General features: G+C 37.0%; 18 protein-coding genes. 13 read left to right on the forward strand and 5 right to left on the reverse strand.

Features of this window, described 5'->3' with window-relative positions:
* Window positions 1-7 precede the first annotated feature (7 nt).
* The 4 genes from cysD (at window position 8) to AC3WV0_RS00480 (ending at window position 3561) form a co-directional block, all read left to right on the forward strand.
* Window positions 8-916: a sulfate adenylyltransferase subunit CysD gene (gene cysD, locus AC3WV0_RS00465; protein ID WP_488842984.1), complete on the forward strand. Its 909-nt coding sequence runs from the start codon at window positions 8-10 to the stop codon at window positions 914-916.
* Window positions 917-1024: 108 nt separating this feature from the next.
* Window positions 1025-2266: a sulfate adenylyltransferase subunit 1 gene (locus AC3WV0_RS00470; protein ID WP_488842986.1), complete on the forward strand. Its 1242-nt coding sequence runs from the start codon at window positions 1025-1027 to the stop codon at window positions 2264-2266.
* Window positions 2267-2296: 30 nt separating this feature from the next.
* Window positions 2297-3181, forward strand: coding sequence for a sulfite exporter TauE/SafE family protein (locus AC3WV0_RS00475; RefSeq protein WP_488842988.1), 885 nt, complete (start codon window positions 2297-2299; stop codon window positions 3179-3181).
* An 89-nt stretch (window positions 3182-3270) separates the two neighbouring features.
* On the forward strand, window positions 3271-3561 hold the full coding sequence (locus AC3WV0_RS00480) for a putative quinol monooxygenase (protein WP_312901245.1): 291 nt from the start codon (window positions 3271-3273) through the stop codon (window positions 3559-3561).
* Window positions 3562-3709: 148 nt separating this feature from the next.
* Here AC3WV0_RS00480 and AC3WV0_RS00485 read toward each other — a convergent pair whose 3' ends face one another.
* Both AC3WV0_RS00485 and AC3WV0_RS00490 read right to left on the reverse strand, forming a co-directional pair.
* On the reverse strand, window positions 3710-5017 hold the full coding sequence (locus AC3WV0_RS00485; RefSeq protein ID WP_488842990.1) for a T9SS type A sorting domain-containing protein: 1308 nt from the start codon (window positions 5015-5017) through the stop codon (window positions 3710-3712).
* A gap of 212 nt (window positions 5018-5229) precedes the next feature.
* Window positions 5230-6036, reverse strand: coding sequence for a choice-of-anchor J domain-containing protein (locus AC3WV0_RS00490; RefSeq protein ID WP_488842992.1), 807 nt, complete (start codon window positions 6034-6036; stop codon window positions 5230-5232).
* A 94-nt stretch (window positions 6037-6130) separates the two neighbouring features.
* Between AC3WV0_RS00490 and AC3WV0_RS00495 the strand changes: the two genes are divergently transcribed.
* The 9 genes from AC3WV0_RS00495 to AC3WV0_RS00535 all read left to right on the forward strand — a co-directional run bounded on the left by AC3WV0_RS00495 (window position 6131) and on the right by AC3WV0_RS00535 (window position 15943).
* Entirely contained in the window at window positions 6131-8251 is a 2121-nt protein-coding gene (locus AC3WV0_RS00495; protein ID WP_488842994.1) for a TonB-dependent receptor plug domain-containing protein, read from the forward strand.
* Between the two features lie 10 nt (window positions 8252-8261).
* Window positions 8262-9368 carry an HmuY family protein gene (locus AC3WV0_RS00500; RefSeq protein WP_488842996.1) on the forward strand — a complete coding sequence of 369 codons (1107 nt, stop codon included), beginning with the start codon at window positions 8262-8264 and terminating at the stop codon, window positions 9366-9368.
* A 26-nt stretch (window positions 9369-9394) separates the two neighbouring features.
* The gene (locus AC3WV0_RS00505) at window positions 9395-10273 is read left to right on the forward strand and encodes a heme/hemin ABC transporter substrate-binding protein (protein WP_312901251.1); all 879 of its coding nucleotides are present in this window, start codon (window positions 9395-9397) and stop codon (window positions 10271-10273) included.
* Window positions 10257-11300 carry a FecCD family ABC transporter permease gene (locus AC3WV0_RS00510; protein ID WP_488842998.1) on the forward strand — a complete coding sequence of 348 codons (1044 nt, stop codon included), beginning with the start codon at window positions 10257-10259 and terminating at the stop codon, window positions 11298-11300. The genes AC3WV0_RS00505 and AC3WV0_RS00510 overlap by 17 nt, the downstream gene beginning before the upstream one ends.
* Window positions 11297-12067 carry a heme ABC transporter ATP-binding protein gene (locus AC3WV0_RS00515; protein ID WP_488843000.1) on the forward strand — a complete coding sequence of 257 codons (771 nt, stop codon included), beginning with the start codon at window positions 11297-11299 and terminating at the stop codon, window positions 12065-12067. Before AC3WV0_RS00510 ends, AC3WV0_RS00515 begins: the two co-directional genes overlap by 4 nt.
* A 1-nt stretch (window position 12068) precedes the next feature.
* Window positions 12069-12719: a class I SAM-dependent methyltransferase gene (locus AC3WV0_RS00520; RefSeq protein ID WP_488843002.1), complete on the forward strand. Its 651-nt coding sequence runs from the start codon at window positions 12069-12071 to the stop codon at window positions 12717-12719.
* A 4-nt stretch (window positions 12720-12723) separates the two neighbouring features.
* Window positions 12724-13752, forward strand: coding sequence for a hemin-degrading factor (locus AC3WV0_RS00525; RefSeq protein ID WP_488843004.1), 1029 nt, complete (start codon window positions 12724-12726; stop codon window positions 13750-13752).
* 191 nt (window positions 13753-13943) lie between these two features.
* A complete protein-coding gene (locus AC3WV0_RS00530) occupies window positions 13944-14816 on the forward strand; it encodes a ChaN family lipoprotein (protein ID WP_488843006.1) in 873 nt (290 codons plus the stop codon).
* 497 nt (window positions 14817-15313) lie between these two features.
* Window positions 15314-15943 (forward strand): peptide deformylase, encoded by a 630-nt coding sequence (locus tag AC3WV0_RS00535; protein ID WP_488843008.1) that lies wholly within the window; start codon window positions 15314-15316, stop codon window positions 15941-15943.
* Window positions 15944-15977: 34 nt separating this feature from the next.
* Here AC3WV0_RS00535 and AC3WV0_RS00540 read toward each other — a convergent pair whose 3' ends face one another.
* The 3 genes from AC3WV0_RS00540 to AC3WV0_RS00550 all read right to left on the reverse strand — a co-directional run bounded on the left by AC3WV0_RS00540 (window position 15978) and on the right by AC3WV0_RS00550 (window position 17999).
* Window positions 15978-17012 carry a serine hydrolase domain-containing protein gene (locus tag AC3WV0_RS00540; protein ID WP_488843010.1) on the reverse strand — a complete coding sequence of 345 codons (1035 nt, stop codon included), beginning with the start codon at window positions 17010-17012 and terminating at the stop codon, window positions 15978-15980.
* Between the two features lie 130 nt (window positions 17013-17142).
* Window positions 17143-17565 (reverse strand): organic hydroperoxide resistance protein, encoded by a 423-nt coding sequence (locus AC3WV0_RS00545; protein WP_488843011.1) that lies wholly within the window; start codon window positions 17563-17565, stop codon window positions 17143-17145.
* Window positions 17565-17999 (reverse strand): MarR family winged helix-turn-helix transcriptional regulator, encoded by a 435-nt coding sequence (locus tag AC3WV0_RS00550; RefSeq protein ID WP_488843013.1) that lies wholly within the window; start codon window positions 17997-17999, stop codon window positions 17565-17567. Before AC3WV0_RS00550 ends, AC3WV0_RS00545 begins: the two co-directional genes overlap by 1 nt.
* Between the last annotated feature and the right edge of the window lie 22 nt (window positions 18000-18021).

The following is an 18021-nucleotide window of genomic DNA, read 5'->3' on the forward strand; positions in this document are numbered from 1 at the left end:
ATTCAAAATGATTACACATAAACTAGACTATCTGGAACAGCTGGAAGCTGAAAGTATTTATATCATGCGCGAAATCGCGGCTCAGTTTGAAAAACCGGCCCTGCTTTTCAGCGGTGGGAAAGATTCCATTACATTGGTGCATCTTGCTATAAAGGCTTTTGCACCCATGAATATTCCTTTTCCTTTGGTGCATATTGATACCGGACATAATTTTACGGAAGCACTTCAATTCAGGGATTATCTGGCAAGAAATATCGGAGCAGAGCTGATCGTAAGAAAAGTGGAAGATACCATTAAATCTAAAAATTTAACTGAACCCAAAGGGAAATTTGCCTCCAGAAACTGGCTTCAGACGCATACTTTACTCGATACCATAGAAGAATTTGGTTTTGATGCCTGCATTGGCGGTGCGAGAAGAGATGAGGAAAAAGCAAGAGCAAAAGAACGTTTTTTCTCTGTTCGTGACGAATTCGGGCAATGGGATCCAAAGCTGCAGCGTCCTGAACTATGGAATATTTACAATGGAAGAATCAACAAAGGTGAAAACGTAAGAGTATTCCCGATTTCCAACTGGACCGAACTGGATGTGTGGAATTATATTAAAAAAGAAAATATCCAGCTGCCTTCTATTTATTTTGCCCATAACCGTGATGTGATTGAGTATGACGGACAATTGATTGCGGTTTCAGATTTTATTCAGATTGATGAAAATGATACCATTGTTAATAAACAGGTAAGATATAGAACGGTAGGTGATATGACATGTACTGCTGCGGTAGAAAGCACTGCCGAAACGCTTGATGAGGTCGTAAACGAAATTACCGCTTCAAGAATCTCCGAACGTGGCGAAACCCGTATCGATGACAAAGTAACGGAAGCCGCTATGGAAGACCGGAAAAAAGGAGGATATTTTTAAGCTGGAGCATGGTTTTAGCTAAGTATCAATCTTATCCTCAACCTCAACCTTAGCCTTGAACTTTATTAAAATTACTCATTACCAATTATTTATTACCCATAAAAAAACATGGACATACTAAGATTTATCACTGCCGGAAGCGTAGATGACGGAAAAAGTACCCTCATCGGAAGACTTCTCTATGACAGTAAAAATATATTGATCGATCAGCTGGAAGCACTTGAAAAACAGTCGAAGAACAAAAACGAAAACGGAGTAGACCTTGCGATTCTAACAGACGGTTTAAGAGCCGAGAGAGAACAGGGAATTACCATTGATGTGGCCTACCGGTATTTTTCAACACCGAAAAGAAAGTTCATTATTGCCGATGCGCCGGGACATATTCAGTATACAAGAAATATGATTACCGGAGCTTCTAATTCCCAGCTGATTATTATTCTGATTGATGCAAGGCAAGGCGTGATCGAGCAGACCAGAAGACATTCAATTATTGCTTCCTTGCTGAAGATGAAAAATGTGGTGGTAGCCATTAATAAAATGGACCTTGTAGAATATTCTCAAGAGGTTTTTAATGACATTAAAACGCAGTATGAACTGGTCGCAAAGAAACTAGGTTTGGATAATGTGAATTATTTTCCCATTTCGGCATTCCACGGGGATAATATCGTTTCCGAATCTGAAAATATGGTCTGGTATCAGGGACCAACGTTACTGGATTTTCTGGAGAATGTAGAAGTTGATCATAAAAAAGATTTTGAAAGTCCGAGATTTCAGGTGCAGTATGTGATTCGCCCTCAAACCGATGAGCTGCACGATTACAGAGGATATGCCGGAGAAGTAATTTCCGGAGCGTATAAGAAAGGAGATGAAATTACGGTACTGCCTCAAAATATTCAAACAAGGATCTCCAAATTGGAAACCGGCGGTAAAGAAGTGAATGTTGTTTTTGCCAATCAGCCAGCTGTTATTCATGTTGAAGACGATATTGATATCAGCCGCGGCGATTTTCTGGTAAAATCTGAAGATCTTCCGAAAGTTGAAAATGAAATAGAAGCAGTTATCTGCTGGCTTGATAAAAAGGAACTGAATGAGGGAAATAAATATTTTATTCAGCATAAGAGCAAGTTACTAAAAGCGCTTGTGAAGGAAATTGAATATAAAATTGATGTCAACACCTTAGAAAAAATCCCTGTGACGGAAAGCATCAGGCTTAATGAAGTGGTAAAAGTACGTCTGAAAACCGCTTCTCCTTTGGTGTTTGACAGTTTTGAAGAAAGTAAAGCTACGGGTAATGCAATCTTGGTTGACGAAACAAGCAATTCAACGGTGGGAGCTGTCATGATCCTGTAATCATTTATAATTTAGAATAAAAAAGCAGCCATGATCATTTCAAGGAAAGTTCAGTTCAGACTCAATATTTTTTTTATAACACTGGCAATATTATCAGTTATTGTCTTTTCAATGTATGAACTGGGTTATCTTGATGAGCTTTTTACAATCTTAGCCAAAGACAATTACATTTTTTACTGGATGATGCTCGTCGGGATTTTAGCGGAGATCGTGGCAGGTTCTATGGGAATGGGGTATGGCGTGATCTGCACAACAACGTTGTTATTTCTGGGAATTCCTCCTCATGCGGTGAGTGCAAGTATTCATTCGGCGGAGAGTTTTACGACGGCGGCAGGAAGCATTAGTCATATCAGGCTCAAGAATGTTAGTAAAAGTCTGGTGAGGAGACTGGCTGTTCCTGCGGTTATCGGTGCGATTATTGGAGCCGTTTCATTGACGTATCTCGGAGAATATTATTCTAAAATTACCAAAACCATCATCTCATTTTATACGTTGTACTTGGGAATTCAGATTTTATCCAATGCATTTAAGAAAAAACAGGATAAAAAATTAAAAAGAAAAACCAATCTTACAAGGCTGGGACTTGTAGGAGGTTTTATTGATTCTTTTGCCGGTGGGGGATGGGGGCCGCTGGTAACGGGGACATTGATTAAAAATTCTTTTACACCCAGATTTGCTGTCGGAAGCTCTACGGTAACTAAGTTTATTTTAACCCTTACAGCAGCAATTACTTTTATTTTCACGTTGGGAATTCAACATTGGAATATTATTCTTGGTCTTCTGATCGGCGGAATTTTTACCGCACCTTTTTCTGCCATGCTGACGGCAAAGTTGCCTGTAAAAAGTATGTTTGTCGTTATCGGACTTTTAGTTATCATAATGAGTTCTATAACGATCTATAAATCTGTTTTTTAGGGAAAATTTACTTAGTGTGGAAAAATAAAAGGGTTAAAAATATCTTCCGTTTTGAAAATATTTTACTTTTACATCATTAAAAAAATATTATGAATATACACGTTGTTGCCGTATTTAAGTTTAATGAAAACTACCTGATGGAGGCCGTTGAACTTTTTCAGGCATTGGTAAAAGAAACCCGAAAAGAGGAAGGCTGCCTGAAGTATGACCTCATCGAGGATAAAAATAATAAAGGAACATTTTTCATGATCGAGCTTTGGGAAACCGAAGACCATCTTAATCGCCACAGTGGCCAGGATCATTTGCTGAATTTCAGAAAAGATGTTGCTAAAATGCTGGAAAGCTCAACAGAAGTTTACAAAGGATATAAAACATTGTAAAAATTTATCATTCAATTAAATACAAAAGGCTGTTCACTAATGCGAGCAGCCTTTCTTTAGAAAAAATAGAAAGTATTATTTTGAAAGTGAATGGTGAATAGTGAGTGGTCAATTTTAAATTCACTACTGGCAATTCACCATTGACTTTTTATTTTACCATTAACTTTTTCGTTTCTATACTTCCTCCGAAAGTAATTTTTACCAGGTAATTTCCTGAAGAAAGATGAGAAAGATTCAGATCCTGTTTATAAAAACCTGCCTGATTGGTCAGTTCAGCAGAATATACTTTTTTGCCTGACAGATCATAAACTTCTATATTTCCCTTGCTGCTGAGCTTTTCTTTAATATCAAATAAAACCGTTACCTGTCTGTCTGCGGTAGTCGGGTTCGGATAAATTCCGAAAGATGCTTTTTTACCGGCAATTTCCGTGGTTCCCAACGTTGACGTGATATTTTTATATTTAAAATACATGTTTCCTGTCTGAGAACCTTCATTGGAAATAAAATACATTCTGTAATATTCAGATCCCTGTTTTATGTAATACACCACATCGCTGTATACGCCCGTCGTTGGTTTCCAGCTATGTCCGATCGCTGTAATATTGCTTGAAAAAGCATTTGAAGCAGGAATAGTGGCATTAGAAGTAGCCTGTGTTTCAGGCTGAACTTTTGCTACGGTGATATTTGTATTCTGAATCACACCCGACATTCTGTACTTCATGGTAGCCGGTTGCCCTGTATTGGGATCAATGTACGGATAATCTGTCCAGTATCTGGTGAACATAAAGTCCCAATTGGTTTTTGAAGGTTCAAGATTGGCTACTTTATCACCGGTTGCAAATGAAAAGTAGTTGAAATAAGCATCATCGGTACCGTTCGCAATTGTTTTGGAAACGGTAGCATCCCACGATGAATTTGCTGCATTCCACTTAGCATATTTGAAAGTATAACCTCCGAAATAATCGTCGATCATAAACTTGTAATAGGTGTTTGTGGAAAGATATTTCAGGATGAAAATCACTTTTCCTTCGATGTGATGGTTTCCGGGATTGTATTCTCCCCAGCCATAAGTCGCGGGACCCTGTTCAAAAGCGCCCTCCTGTATAGCAGTAGTATTGTCAAGATTGTATAAAGGAGATCCGTAAGTACTCACACTGTTTGTTGTGATGGTAGTCCAGTCATTAGGATTATTGGAAGCCTGATACACTTCGATGTTTTGTGCATCATTAATTCTTGTTCCGAAATTCATACTGGAATTCCTGTAGAAAGCAATATCCCATGTATTGGCCGGTTGAGAAACCATATTGTTGGCACTCAGATCAAAAAATACACGATTCTGATAACTTGCTCCCATAGTCATATTAACCGTTGTATAACCGTTTGCATCAACTTGAGACAAGACAGTTTGCTGTACCCCTAAAGAAATCATTGCCGCAAAAAGTAATTTTGTTTTCATAATATCTGATGTTAATTATTATTTAGAATTATTCTACAAAACTATATAAATTATTTTTAATTATTCTAAATAAAATATGATTTTTATCGTGTTTTATATTAAATTTTGTTTGTAAAAAGAGTTAGATGTAAGACTATAATGATGGTAACATAAAAAAAGACCGATCTATGAAATCATAAATCAGTCTTAATAATTATGAGGTCTAATAAATCTTACTTTTTAATAAACTTTGATTTTATTGCAGAACCTTCTGCTGTTTCGATAAGGATATAATACACGCCAGTCTGGAGTCTGCTGATATCAAAAGATCTTCCTGACAATTTACCCTCCGCAACTTTTTTTCCTGCTGCAGAATACACGTGAATATTTTTTGGATCTTTTTTAGCAATAAAATTTAAAGCTGTGTGGTCTGCATTCACAGCAAATCGAACTTCTTCTTTGGATTTTACCTGATCGGAAACTGCAAGACTTGAAGCCTGATCGTAAACAACATCGTCAATTTCTAGTACCGTGTGCGGAGCGAATGCTCCTACAAATTTAAACACGATATATTGTGAAGTTGAAGCCGTTACAGGTATACTAATGGTCTGGAAGGTGTCACTTGTTAAAGTCGTTGCATTTGCAAGAGCTACAAATGTACTCATATCGGTAGGGTTTGAAGCCAGTCCTACCTGTATCGATCCTGGTGAAGAGCCTGTATTTCTCCTTGCTTTAAATGTTAATGTTTTGTCTCCCGCGGGAGCTACAATTTGTGGTGAAATCAAATATTCCGGACTATTTTGATTGGCTCCTGAATAGGCCTGTACAAAATTGTCTGTGGCGTTATTCACTACTATATTCATCATAGGAGGTGGATTCCCGGCAGGTGCAGGGTAAATAGCTGTCCATTGATTCTGCGGGAATACAGATTGTCCCTGACCTGGAGTAAAGCTGTTGAAATTCTCATTAATTGTCGCTACTTGTGCTTGGGAGGTAACCGCTGCAAACATCAAAGCCCCTAAAAGTAGTTTTAATTTCATAATGTTATTTTTATTTAGAATTATTCCACTAAATTAATAATTTATTTTTAACTGTTCTAAATAAAGTTATATATTTGTCGAAAATTTTCCACCTATGAAGAAGAAAGTGCTTTCCATTCTATCATTATCCACTATTTTATGGGTGAATGCACAGGAAAAAGATTCTTTAAAGCAGAAAGCCATTGATGAGGTTGTCATCACAGGACAATATACTCAGCAATCTATTAATAAATCCATCTATAAAGTAGAGGTGATTGATGCGCAGCAGATTAAAAATATGGCAGCTACCAATGTGGCTGATGTTTTGAATCAAAGTTTAAATATTCTTATTACTTCAGACCGTAATTCCGGAAACTCTACAGCAAGCCTTCTGGGGCTTGGAGGAGAATACACGAAAATTTTAGTAGATAATATTCCGGTAGTAGGAGATATTGGTTTAGGGAATAATATCGATCTTACTAAATTAAATATCAACAACGTAGAGCGTATCGAAGTTGTAAGAGGTTCAATGGGCGTAGATTATGGAAGCAATGCTGTTGCAGGAGTAATTAATATTATTACTAAAAAAAATACTCAGAAAAAACTTACATTAAATGCTTCTGTGCAGGAAGAAACAGTTGGCAAAGAATACGATTGGTATAAGAAAGGAGAGGGAAGGCATATTCAGACACTGAATGTAGGATACAACATTAATGAAAACTGGTATGTAGGAGCTAATTTTAATCGTAACGATTTCCAAGGATTTAAAGGGACTCAGGAAGGTTATAAATACTTCGAGCAGGACGAAAAAAGAGGATATCTCTGGCAGCCTAAAGATGTTGTAAACGTTGACGGGATTATACGTTATAACAAAAATAAAACATCTGTTTTCTACAAATTCGGATTTCTAAATGAAAAGCTGAATTATTACAATCCAATTGTAAATGAATATTTTTATGATGTTGATGACAGAACATATGCTGCAACAGACAGAGACTATCTTACCACAAGATATCTGAACCAGCTCAATATTCAGACAAAACTAGGAGCCATCAATTATACAGGCGATTTTTCTTATCAGACTCAGGATAGAAAATACAGAGATTTTAAATATGATATACCAAATAGAAAGCTAGTTGATGGAAAAGATGAATATCAATCTTATAATAAATCAGATGTTTTTTATTCAAGAGGTGTTTTTAGTAATTTTTTAGACAGTAAGACAATAGATTTCCAGATAGGATATGAATTGGATCATACTTCAGGATTTGCCGGGAATATTGCCGGTGATTTTGAAGGCACGGATAATGTAAAAAGAAAAATTTTCAATTATGCCAATTTTATGTCCATTGAATGGAATGCCACAGATTGGTTGTCCATACGCCCGGGATATCGTTTAGCTTTGAGTGATAAGTTTGATACACAGCATAATTATTCATTAACTGCAAGGGCTAAAATTACAGAAAATGACAATGTAAGACTGGTAATCGGAAGTGCAAACAGATTCCCGAATTTTGATGAATTGTATACCTATATGGTAGACAGCAATCATGATATTCGTGGGAATGCTGATTTGAAGCCGGAAGAAGGGATGACCGCTTCTTTAAATGCCGAAAAGAAAATCATTTCAAATTCAGGTTGGGATTTTAGAATCGGAGCCAGCGCAACATACCTTAAAGTAAAAGACAGAATCGAGCTGGCAATGGTGAACAGACAACCGTTGCAATATAAATATATTAACATAGATAATTTCCGCTCATATATTTTTGAAGCAAATTTTAAAGCTCAGAAAGGGCAGCTTGCTTTAGCCGCAAACGCTACTTATTACGGGATTTCCAAAGAATTGAACGAAGGTGGATTTGTTTCTCCTGATGATTTCTTCAATACTTTTGAAGCAAATTTGTCTGCAAACTATACCATTCCGAAGATCAATACTACACTTTCACTTTATTACAAGTATACCGGTAAAACGCAGATGTTTGTTTTAGTTTCTCCGGATGTTGCCACTTCTTTTTATGATATAGGTGAAAGAAAAGACTTCAGCATGATGAATTTTATTGTTACTCAGCCATTCTTTAAAAATCATTTTGAAGTTAGCGCCGGTGTTAAGAATATTTTTGATGTATCATCTGTGAGAGATACTACCATTGCAGGAAATGCACATGAAGCGTCAGCCTCTGTGTCTAATCTTTTCTATGGCAGAAGCTATTTTGCCAGATTAAGCTATAATTTTTAAAATTCTAAAAATGAAAAAAATACTATTTTATCTCATATTAGGAGTATCATTCATTTCTCAATCATGTATCAACGATAATGAAGATCCTGTAGCGGTAATTCCCTCAGAGGGAAGATTGGTCGATGCAAAAGTTGGCGGTCCTACACAACCTAATCAGATTTGGGTGGATTTGAGCGATGTAGATCAGGATGGGAATCCAAGAAAATATACGAATGTGAGAACAGATTGGGATCTTGCTTTCTATTCGGGAAACGAATTCAAAGTAATGCTTAATTCATCAATCATGATGGGAGCAGCAAAAATTCCCAATGCTACAGATATTTCAGCAGTGAAGGAATCTGATGTTGCAACATTAACGACGCAGGTTCAGGTGGCGAATTTTAATCCTTCCAATACGGTTTATATTGATGATGTTAACGGAAATTTCCCTACAGGATATACTGCGATTGGTGAAGTAAAAGCAGATGCTTCAGAAAGTGGGGTTTATCTTATCAATATGGGAAAAGAGCTTTATACGGGTAGTGTGGCAATTGGTTCAGTGGCTACCGGAGGAACCAGCAGAGGATGGATGAAGCTTCAGGTAACGAAAGAAGGAAGCGGTTATAGAGTAAAATATGGAAGTCTTGATGCAACTGGTGATCAGATTAAAAATGTTTTGATCAACAAAAATACGGCATACAATTATACTTTCTTTAGCTTAAAAAACAACAAGCAGGTTACAATTCAGCCTGAAAAAAATAAATGGGACATCTGTTTCACGGTATTTACCAACATTATTGAAGGTGCGGGAAGTTATGTTTATGCAGATTTTGTAACAACGAATAATATCGGAAATGTAGGAGCATATGAAGTAAAAGTAGCATCTGCAGGGTCGATGATTGAAACATTCAATAATTTCAAAAAATCTGATGTTGATGATTCCAAGCTTATCTATAAAGATCAAAGAGTGATTGGTGCCAACTGGAGAGAAGTGGGACCATCCGGCTATCAGGTAAAAGGTGATGTTTTCTACATTATTAAAGATTCGGAAGGAACTTATTTTAAATTAAGATTTTCATCGCTTACAGATAATGTAGGAGAAAGAGGCCATGCCATGTTTAAATACAAAGCACTTTAAAAAATAAATCAAATAATAAGTATATCATGAAAAAATTCATTCTTGCCGCTTCTGTGCTGGTAGCCGTGTATTCTTGTAAAAAAGAAGATGGTTCAAAAACAGAAAACAAAACAGAAGTAAACGCTGAAACACCAAAATCTAACAATAAAATTGTAACGCTTAATGGAGGAATAACAGAAATTGTTGCTGCGTTAGGTCACGAAAAAGAAATCGTAGGAACCGATGTTACCAGTACGTATCCCGAGTCTTTGAAAGCTACCGCAAAAGATTTAGGTCACGTACGATCAATGACGATCGAGCCGATCATGGCCGTTTCTCCGACGTTGATTTTAGCTTCTGATAAAGATATAAACCCTGAATTAATGGGAAAAATAAAGTCTTCCGGAATCAAAACTGAAATTTTCAAACAAGAGTTTACCGTAGACGGAACCAAAAAATTAATCGCCGACGTAGCAAAAGCAATCGGAAGTACAGATTATCAGAAACTGAATGATAAAATAGATGCGGACTTAAAGCAGATCCAACCTATTGCCAAAAAACCTAAAGTCCTGTTCATCTACGCAAGAGGAAATATGCTAATGGTTTCAGGTAAAAATACCCCAATGGCTTCTTTAATAGAATTGGCAGGCGGTGAAAATGCAGTCAATGATTTTGAAGATTTCAAACCTTTAACTCCGGAAGCAGTAGTAAAAGCAAATCCTGACGTTTTATTTTTCTTCACAAGCGGATTACAGGGAGCAGGAGGCAATGAAGGCGCATTGAAAATGCCTGGTGTATCACAGACCAACGCCGGTAAAAACAAAAAAATTATCGCCATGGATGGAGGCCTTGTTTCAGGATTCGGACCACGATTGGGAGAAGCTGCTGTAGGATTAAACAAACTTTTAGTTGAAAGCACAAAGTAAATTATACGTTTATGTAACAATAAGTACCATACTGCTGGCTATTATAGCAGTATGGTCTCTTAATAACGGAGTTTATGATTTCGGCGGTCAGTCTGCGTTTGAAGTCTTAGGAAAAATGCTTAACGGGAATTCGACGTTATCAATGAGCGATAAATATGTGGTCTGGGATGTGCGGGCAGCCAGAATTATAATGGCTATTCTGATCGGCAGCATGCTTGCTGTTTCAGGAACAAGCCTGCAGGGATTATTTAAAAATCCTTTAGCAACAGGAGATTTAATAGGACTTACATCGGGAGCAACTTTACTCGCTGCCATTACGATTGTTTTAGGAGGACATTTCAAGCAATATCTTCCTGAAGCAGTACAGTTTTCACTGGTCGGTATTGCTGCTTTCATCGGTTCTTTATTATCCATGCTGCTGGTCTACAGGATTTCGACAAACGGAGGAAAAACAAATGTAGTCATGATGCTGCTAAGTGGTGTTGCCATTACTGCCATCGGATTCTCTATCACCGGATTTTTAATTTATATCTCAAAAGATGATCAGCTGAGAGATCTGACGTTTTGGAATTTAGGAAGCTTAGCCGCCGCCACATGGACCAAGAATATCATTTTAGCAATCGTTTTAATTATTTCCTATATCATTTTATTACCGAAAGGAAAAGCATTAAATGCGATGATGTTAGGTGAAAAAGATGCCCAGCATTTAGGAATTAATGTAGAAAGATTAAAAAAGCAGATCATCATCATTACAGCACTGATGATCGGAAGTTGCGTGGCGTTTTCAGGAACCATTGGTTTTGTAGGTCTTATTGTACCCTACATTTTAAGGCTGTTATTTAAATCCAATTATGCTTTCATTTTACCGTTATCAGCGGTTTGTGGGAGCATTTTATTACTGACGGCAGACACTTTCAGCAGAAGTATCGCAGCGCCTTCAGAACTGCCGATCGGGATTCTGACAGCCCTCATGGGAGGTCCTATCTTCATCGCGATTTTAGTTAAATTTAAAAAATCACTGTCATGATTACGGCACATCAGATCAGTTATAAACATAAAGAATTCCATATCCTGGATGCTGTGGATGTTCACCTGCAATACGGAGAATTTCTGGCGATTGTCGGCCCGAACGGAGCCGGAAAGTCCAGTCTCCTGAGTGTTTTGGCGAATGAAGTAAAATCGAAACAGCAGATTTTATTTAAAGATAAAAACATCAGCGATTGGAAAGTCACGGAGCTTTCAAAACATAAAGCCAAATTTTCCCAGCACAACAGCAACGATATTCCGCTGGAGGTGAAAGATGTCGTGATGATGGGACGGTATCCGTATTTTGATGCCCAACCCAGGAAGGAAGACTTTGAAGCGATGAACAGCATGATGTATGAAACCGATGTTTATCATCTTAAAGACAGGGAATACAATACCTTATCAGGAGGCGAAAAACAACGCGTACACCTCTCAAGAGTGATGGCGCAGCTCCAGAATGAGATCGCCCACAAACTCCTTTTCCTGGATGAACCTTTGAACAATCTTGATGTAAAGCATCAGTATAAAGCATTGGGAATTATTAAAAATTTTACAAAAAGGGCAAATTCTGCCGTAGTGGTTCTCCACGACCTGAATCTTGCAGCACAATATGCAGATAAAATATTGCTAATGAAATCAGGAAGGGTGGCAGCATACGGAACACCGGAAGAGGTATTTACTACGGAAAACATCAGTAATGCGTACAATTTTCCATGTACGATCTGCGAACATCCGATTACCAGTAACCCCATGATTATTTTCGGATAAAATGGACAAAGAAAATTTAAAAATATTAGCACAGCATCTTGCCAATCCTCAAGGTGAAAAAGGCATTGAAATCGGTGAGATGATGAATGCCACCAATATCGGAATGACGTTGGAAAGCATTAAAACACTTTTAATAGAAGATAACGAGCACATCCTGGAAATCGGACACGGAAACGCTGCACATGTTAAAAGTATTCTAAACAGGGCTCAAAATGTAAAGTATACAGGAATTGATATTTCCGAAACGATGCATAATGAGGCAAAACGATTAAATGAACCTTTTAAAGATCAGGTCGATTTTGTTTTGTATGAAGGTGAAAAACTCCCTTTCGGAGATCAAACGTTTGACAAGATATTTACCGTAAACACGGTTTATTTCTGGCAGCAGCCGGTGGAATATCTAAATGAAATTTACAGGGTTCTAAAAAAGACAGGAATTTTTGTCCTGACTTTCGGACAAAGGGATTTCATGGAGAAACTGCCATTTACACAATTCGATTTCACTTTATACAATACCGATGAAATGGAAGAGACCGTCTCACGAAGCCATTTTAAAAGAATGAAAATTTCCGAAAAGGAAGAACAGGTGAAAAGTAAAACAGGAGACGAAACAATAACAAGAAATTATACGATTTTAACCATTAAAAAATAAAAAAATGAGCACATTAGTTAACGATCTTAAAGAAAAATGGGAAGCTCTTAAAGCTGAAAATCCACATTTGAGAATCAGAAACGCAGCTGCAGAACTTGGTGTAAGTGAAGCGGAATTATTGGCAACAAATGTAGGCGAAGGCGTAACGGTTTTAAAGCCGGAATTTAAAGATATTTTAACGGAAACCGAAAAGTTAGGAAAAGTAATGGCTCTTACCCGTAACGACGAGTGCGTTCACGAAAGAAAAGGAACTTACCAGAATGGTGATTTCAGCAGTCCTCACGCACAGCTTTTCGTAGGAGAAGATATCGATCTTAGAATTTTCCTGAACCACTGGAAATTCGCTTTTGCTGTTGTGGAGGGCGATAAAAAAAGCTTACAGTTTTTCGGAAAAGACGGATTGGCTTTGCATAAAATTTACTTAACCAAAGACAGTAATGAAGCTGCTTTTGATGCAATAGTTGATCAATTTAAGGCTGATGAGCAGCAATCATCATTCGAATTTGAAACGGTAGCTCCAAAAACGGAAGATAAACCGGATGCTGAAATCGACATAGAAGGTTTCCAAAATGCATGGAGATCACTGAAGGATACCCACGATTTCTTTATGATGACCAGAAAATTTGGAGTAAGCAGAACGCAGGCATTAAGGCTTGCCCCGGAAGGCTTCGCAAAAAAGATCGACAGCTCAAAAGTGGTGAATGTACTTGAAGATGCTTCTGAAAAACAGCTTCCGATCATGATTTTCGTAGGAAACAGAGGAATTATCCAGATTCACACGGGAAATGTAAAGAAAACATTATGGCACCAGCAGTGGTTCAACGTAATGGATCCGGATTTCAACTTACACCTCGATGTCACAAAAATCGCAGAAGCGTGGATCGTGAAAAAACCTACAGAAGACGGTGAAGTAACTGCCATTGAAGTATTCAATAAAGAAGGAGATTTCATCGTTCAGTTATTCGGAAAAAGAAAACCGGGAATCCCTGAATTACAGGAATGGAAGGATCTTGTAGCAGATCTTGAAAAATAAATAGTTAGATCATTTTTTTAAAGCCGTTTTGTATATTGCAGGGCGGCTTTTTTGATCTAAATACAATTTGCGCAAATATTTCACAAATAACTCAAATCCTGTTACTCAATTATCATGGATCTGAAAAGTCAAAAAGTATTGTGATATTTGTGTAAATTATTTCTGGTATTTGTGTTAAAAAATAAATTAGAATGAAAAATATTTTCTCAATACTATTATTTGCCCTATTCTGTTCATTGAATGCGCAGGATTTCAAGGCTTATCAATTCTACAACAAAAAAGGAAAGGAAATCGGAACTGAAAAATTAGTGAAAGAACTCGCTGATTACGATATCGTTTTCTTTGGTGAAAACCACAACAGTTCCATCAACCATTGGCTGCAGTTAAAAGTTACGGAAGCTTTATTTGAAAAGAAAAGTGGACAACTTATCCTGGGTGCCGAAATGTTTGAAAGGGATAATCAGGAACAATTAAACAAATACTTACATGGAGCATTTGACGCTAAAACGCTAAAAGATTCCGCAAGGCTGTGGAATAATTTTTCCACGGATTATAAACCGTTGGTTGATTTTGCTAAAGCTCAAAAACTGCCGTTCATTGCGACCAATGTTCCCAGAAGATACGCCTCCCAAACCTCAAAAGAAGGACTGGAATCGTTGAATAATTTACCGGCTAAAGACAAAACATATATCGCTCTATTACCAATCAAGGTGACACTTGACACCCCCGGTTATCCTGAAATGAAAAAAATGATGGGCGATCATGCGGAAGAAATGAAAGTGATGAACTTTATTTCGGCACAGGCCATTAAAGATGCCACCATGGCAGAATCGATCCTGAAAAATTTACAGCCAGGAAAAACTTTTATCCATTACAACGGAAATTATCACAGCAAAGAATTCGGTGGTATTTACTGGTACATCAGACAAAAAAATCCTAACCTGAAAATGGCGGTCATTTCGGTCTTCGAATCTGAAGATCCCGAATTGAAAGTTCCGCAAAAAGATTATATTCCGACAGATTTTAATCTGATCATTCCTGCAGATATGACGAAAACGTATTAGAAGAGCCAAGTTTAAAGGTTAAAAGTTAAAAGTGATAAGCGATTAAAATTACCCACCATTTTGTCATTCTGAACAAAGCGAAGCGGAGTGAAGAATCTCTTAAAATAAATGTAATAGTTTGAGATTAATCAATCATTATTTAATTCTTTATCACAAAGTAAACAAAGGTATTTATTAAATAGATTCTTAATTTAAGATAACGAAAACTGAACTTCGTTCGTAAACCTTTAGTTTATGCTTATTATAAATTAAATTTAGCTATCATTTGCTGAGTGTTAACGCCTTTGCGAACGGAAAATATACGCAATCATTTCAAATGAAACCTTGCGCTCATCGCGTTGAAATAAAAACAGAAAATTCCCATTAACATTGCTATGATAATTTTCACTTATAAAAAGATAATTTGATCCCAATCATCCGTACAAATCTGCGAAATCTTTGGTCTATAGGATTAAAAGTTAAAAACATCATTTATATTTGCTTAACATTCAACAAACATGAAGACCATTTCTTTTCTACTGATTTTCTTTATCGGTTTAGTGCAGGCGCAGAAACTTACTGCTGAAGAGATTTCCCTGATCAATCAAGGCAACATCAACACTGCATTACCGATTTATCAAACAACCGATGAGCATCAGCACAAAATATTGCTGAGCCTCTCTACAGCGATTGATCCGTTGGACAAAAACACGGCGACACTGGTCAAAAGAATGAAGGAATCTTTATTGTCTACCGATGGTGGAGTAGGAATTGCAGCTCCTCAGGTCGGAATCAACAGAAGAGTGATCTGGGTTCAGCGTTTTGATAAGCCTGGTGAACCATTAGAATATTTCATTAATCCGGTGATTGTCTGGAGATCAGAATTGCAAAATCTTGGTCCGGAAGGCGATTTGTCGATTCCAGATTTCAGAGATCAGTTTTACAGAAGTAAAGTCATCCAGCTGGAATATGTCGATCTTAAAGGGCAAAAATATTCAGAAATGGTAGAAGGTTTTACAGCGGTTATTTTCCAGCATGAAATTGACCATCTTTTCGGTATTTTAATTTCAGATAAAAAAGAAAGGGAAAAGAACGATGCTTATCAGAAAGTAGATGCTTTTAAAAGAAGTGATTCTGTGACGAGATAATTTTCTTATTTAATTTTCCTGAAATTTATGTCTCTTATTTCCAGAGAAGGTTTTCTACAACTGTTTTCATTCCGTTGCATTGATCTTCATTAGTAAAATAGACATACCCAAATTTTTTATCGGGATTAATCATAAAAGATGATGTATAGCCTAGATTGTTTCCTCCATGCCAGAAGTTTTTAGAATCATTAATTTTGATAAAGGCCAGACCCAGAGTCCATGAACTGATACCAAAATACTGTGCAATAGGATTATCTTTTTCAAGCTCAACAGCTGGTCTGAACATTTCCGGATAGTCCTTATAATGCTTCATTAAACTGATCAGAAACTGTCCGTAATTCTGGATATTGGCATACATTCCGCCGGCAGGATCAAAACTGGTCCGGTCTCTTTCGTCGTGTACAGGCTGATTGTTTTGGTATCCTTGAGCCATATTCTGTTCTGCTTTTGTGGAGATGACAAAATGGAAATCTTTTAAGTGTAAAGGTTGAGCTACTTCGTGCTGAAAGATAAGGTCAAGATTTTTCAGCGAAGTCTTGTTGAGTTTGGCAACCACTTTGGCGAGGTACATAAAAGCTTCTCCGGAATAGGAAAACTTTTCACCAGGTTCCGATTCCAGTTGAATTTTTTCAGTTTCACTCCAGTTGGGAAGTCCGGTTGTATGGCTTAAAACCATTTTTGCCGTGATTTTTTTATACCTTTCGTCTGTAATGTTTTCGTTAGGCAAATATTCAAAAAGAGGCCGGTCTATATTTAATTTTCCTTCTTTTGCTAATTTTAAAACAAAGAAAGCAAAAACAGGTTTAGACAGAGATGCAGCCTCAAAGAATGTTGAATCATTCATTTTCTTTTTCTGTTGAATATCAGCCCATCCAAAACTTTTACGGTAAACAATCTTTCCTTTATTGATCACTGCCACAGACATCCCCGAAACATGTAAAGAATCCATAGCTCGCTGAATGTGCATATCAAAGTCTTCTGTACGTAATGCTTTTCCTGAAAAACTTCTCAACTGTGCATGATGGAATTGACTGATCAGTACAACCGGGATTAAAAGATATTTTTTCATAATTGGTCAATGCTTTTCTGTTTTTACTTTAAAAATAAGGGATTAAGGTGAATAAACAGATCATATCAGTACTTATTAAATAAAAAAATCTGCTTCCGAAGAAACAGATTTTTATATTCTAAGAATAGTTCTAATTATTAGTTACCGAAAGTTTTACTTCGATATTATTTCTTGTTGCATTAGAGTAAGGACAAATCTGGTGAGCTTTTTCCGTCAATGACTGAGCCTCTTCAATAGAAACTCCCGGAATATTCACATCTAATTGTACGGCCAGCCCAAAGCCGCCATTGTCAATCTGGCCGATACTTACTTCTGCGGTTACGGTTGTTTCACCTGTTTTTATCTTTGACAAAGAAATTACTCTGTTCAGTGCACTGTCAAAACATGCCGAATATCCTGCGGCGAAAAGCATTTCAGGATTGGCAAAATCGTCATTGGCACCCCCGAGCGCTTTAGGCATTTTTACGTCAAGATCAAGAATTCCGTTGTCACTTTTTACATGACCGTTTCTTCCTCCGGTTGCCTTTACTTTTGTCGTATATAAGGTTTTCATTATTTTTCTATTTTGTTTAAAATTTTCATAACGCTTGTTTTCAGATCAAGCCAATCTTTTTCAGTAGCATCTATTTTTTTATAAATTTTTGCCGGAATTTCACAGGCTTTTGTCTGCAAAGCTTTTCCCGCTTCTGTAATGAATACTTCGACGACTCTTTCATCTTCTTTTTTTCTTTTTCTTGAAATAAATCCTTTATTCTCAAGCCTTTTAAGAAGTGGCGTAAGGGTGCCGCTGTCCAGATACAGCTTTTCTCCGATATGATTTACCGAAAGTCCGTCGTTTTCCCACAATACCATCATCACAAGATATTGAGGATAAGTAATATCAAGTTCATCAAGAAACGGACGATAAAGACCCGTAATCTCTTTTGCGATCACGTAAAGTGGAAAGCAGAGTTGGTTTTGCAGTTTTAAAGATTCCTGATGTTGCATGATGCTGAAAATTAAATTGTTG

This window comes from Chryseobacterium sp. 27AL (assembly GCF_057815395.1).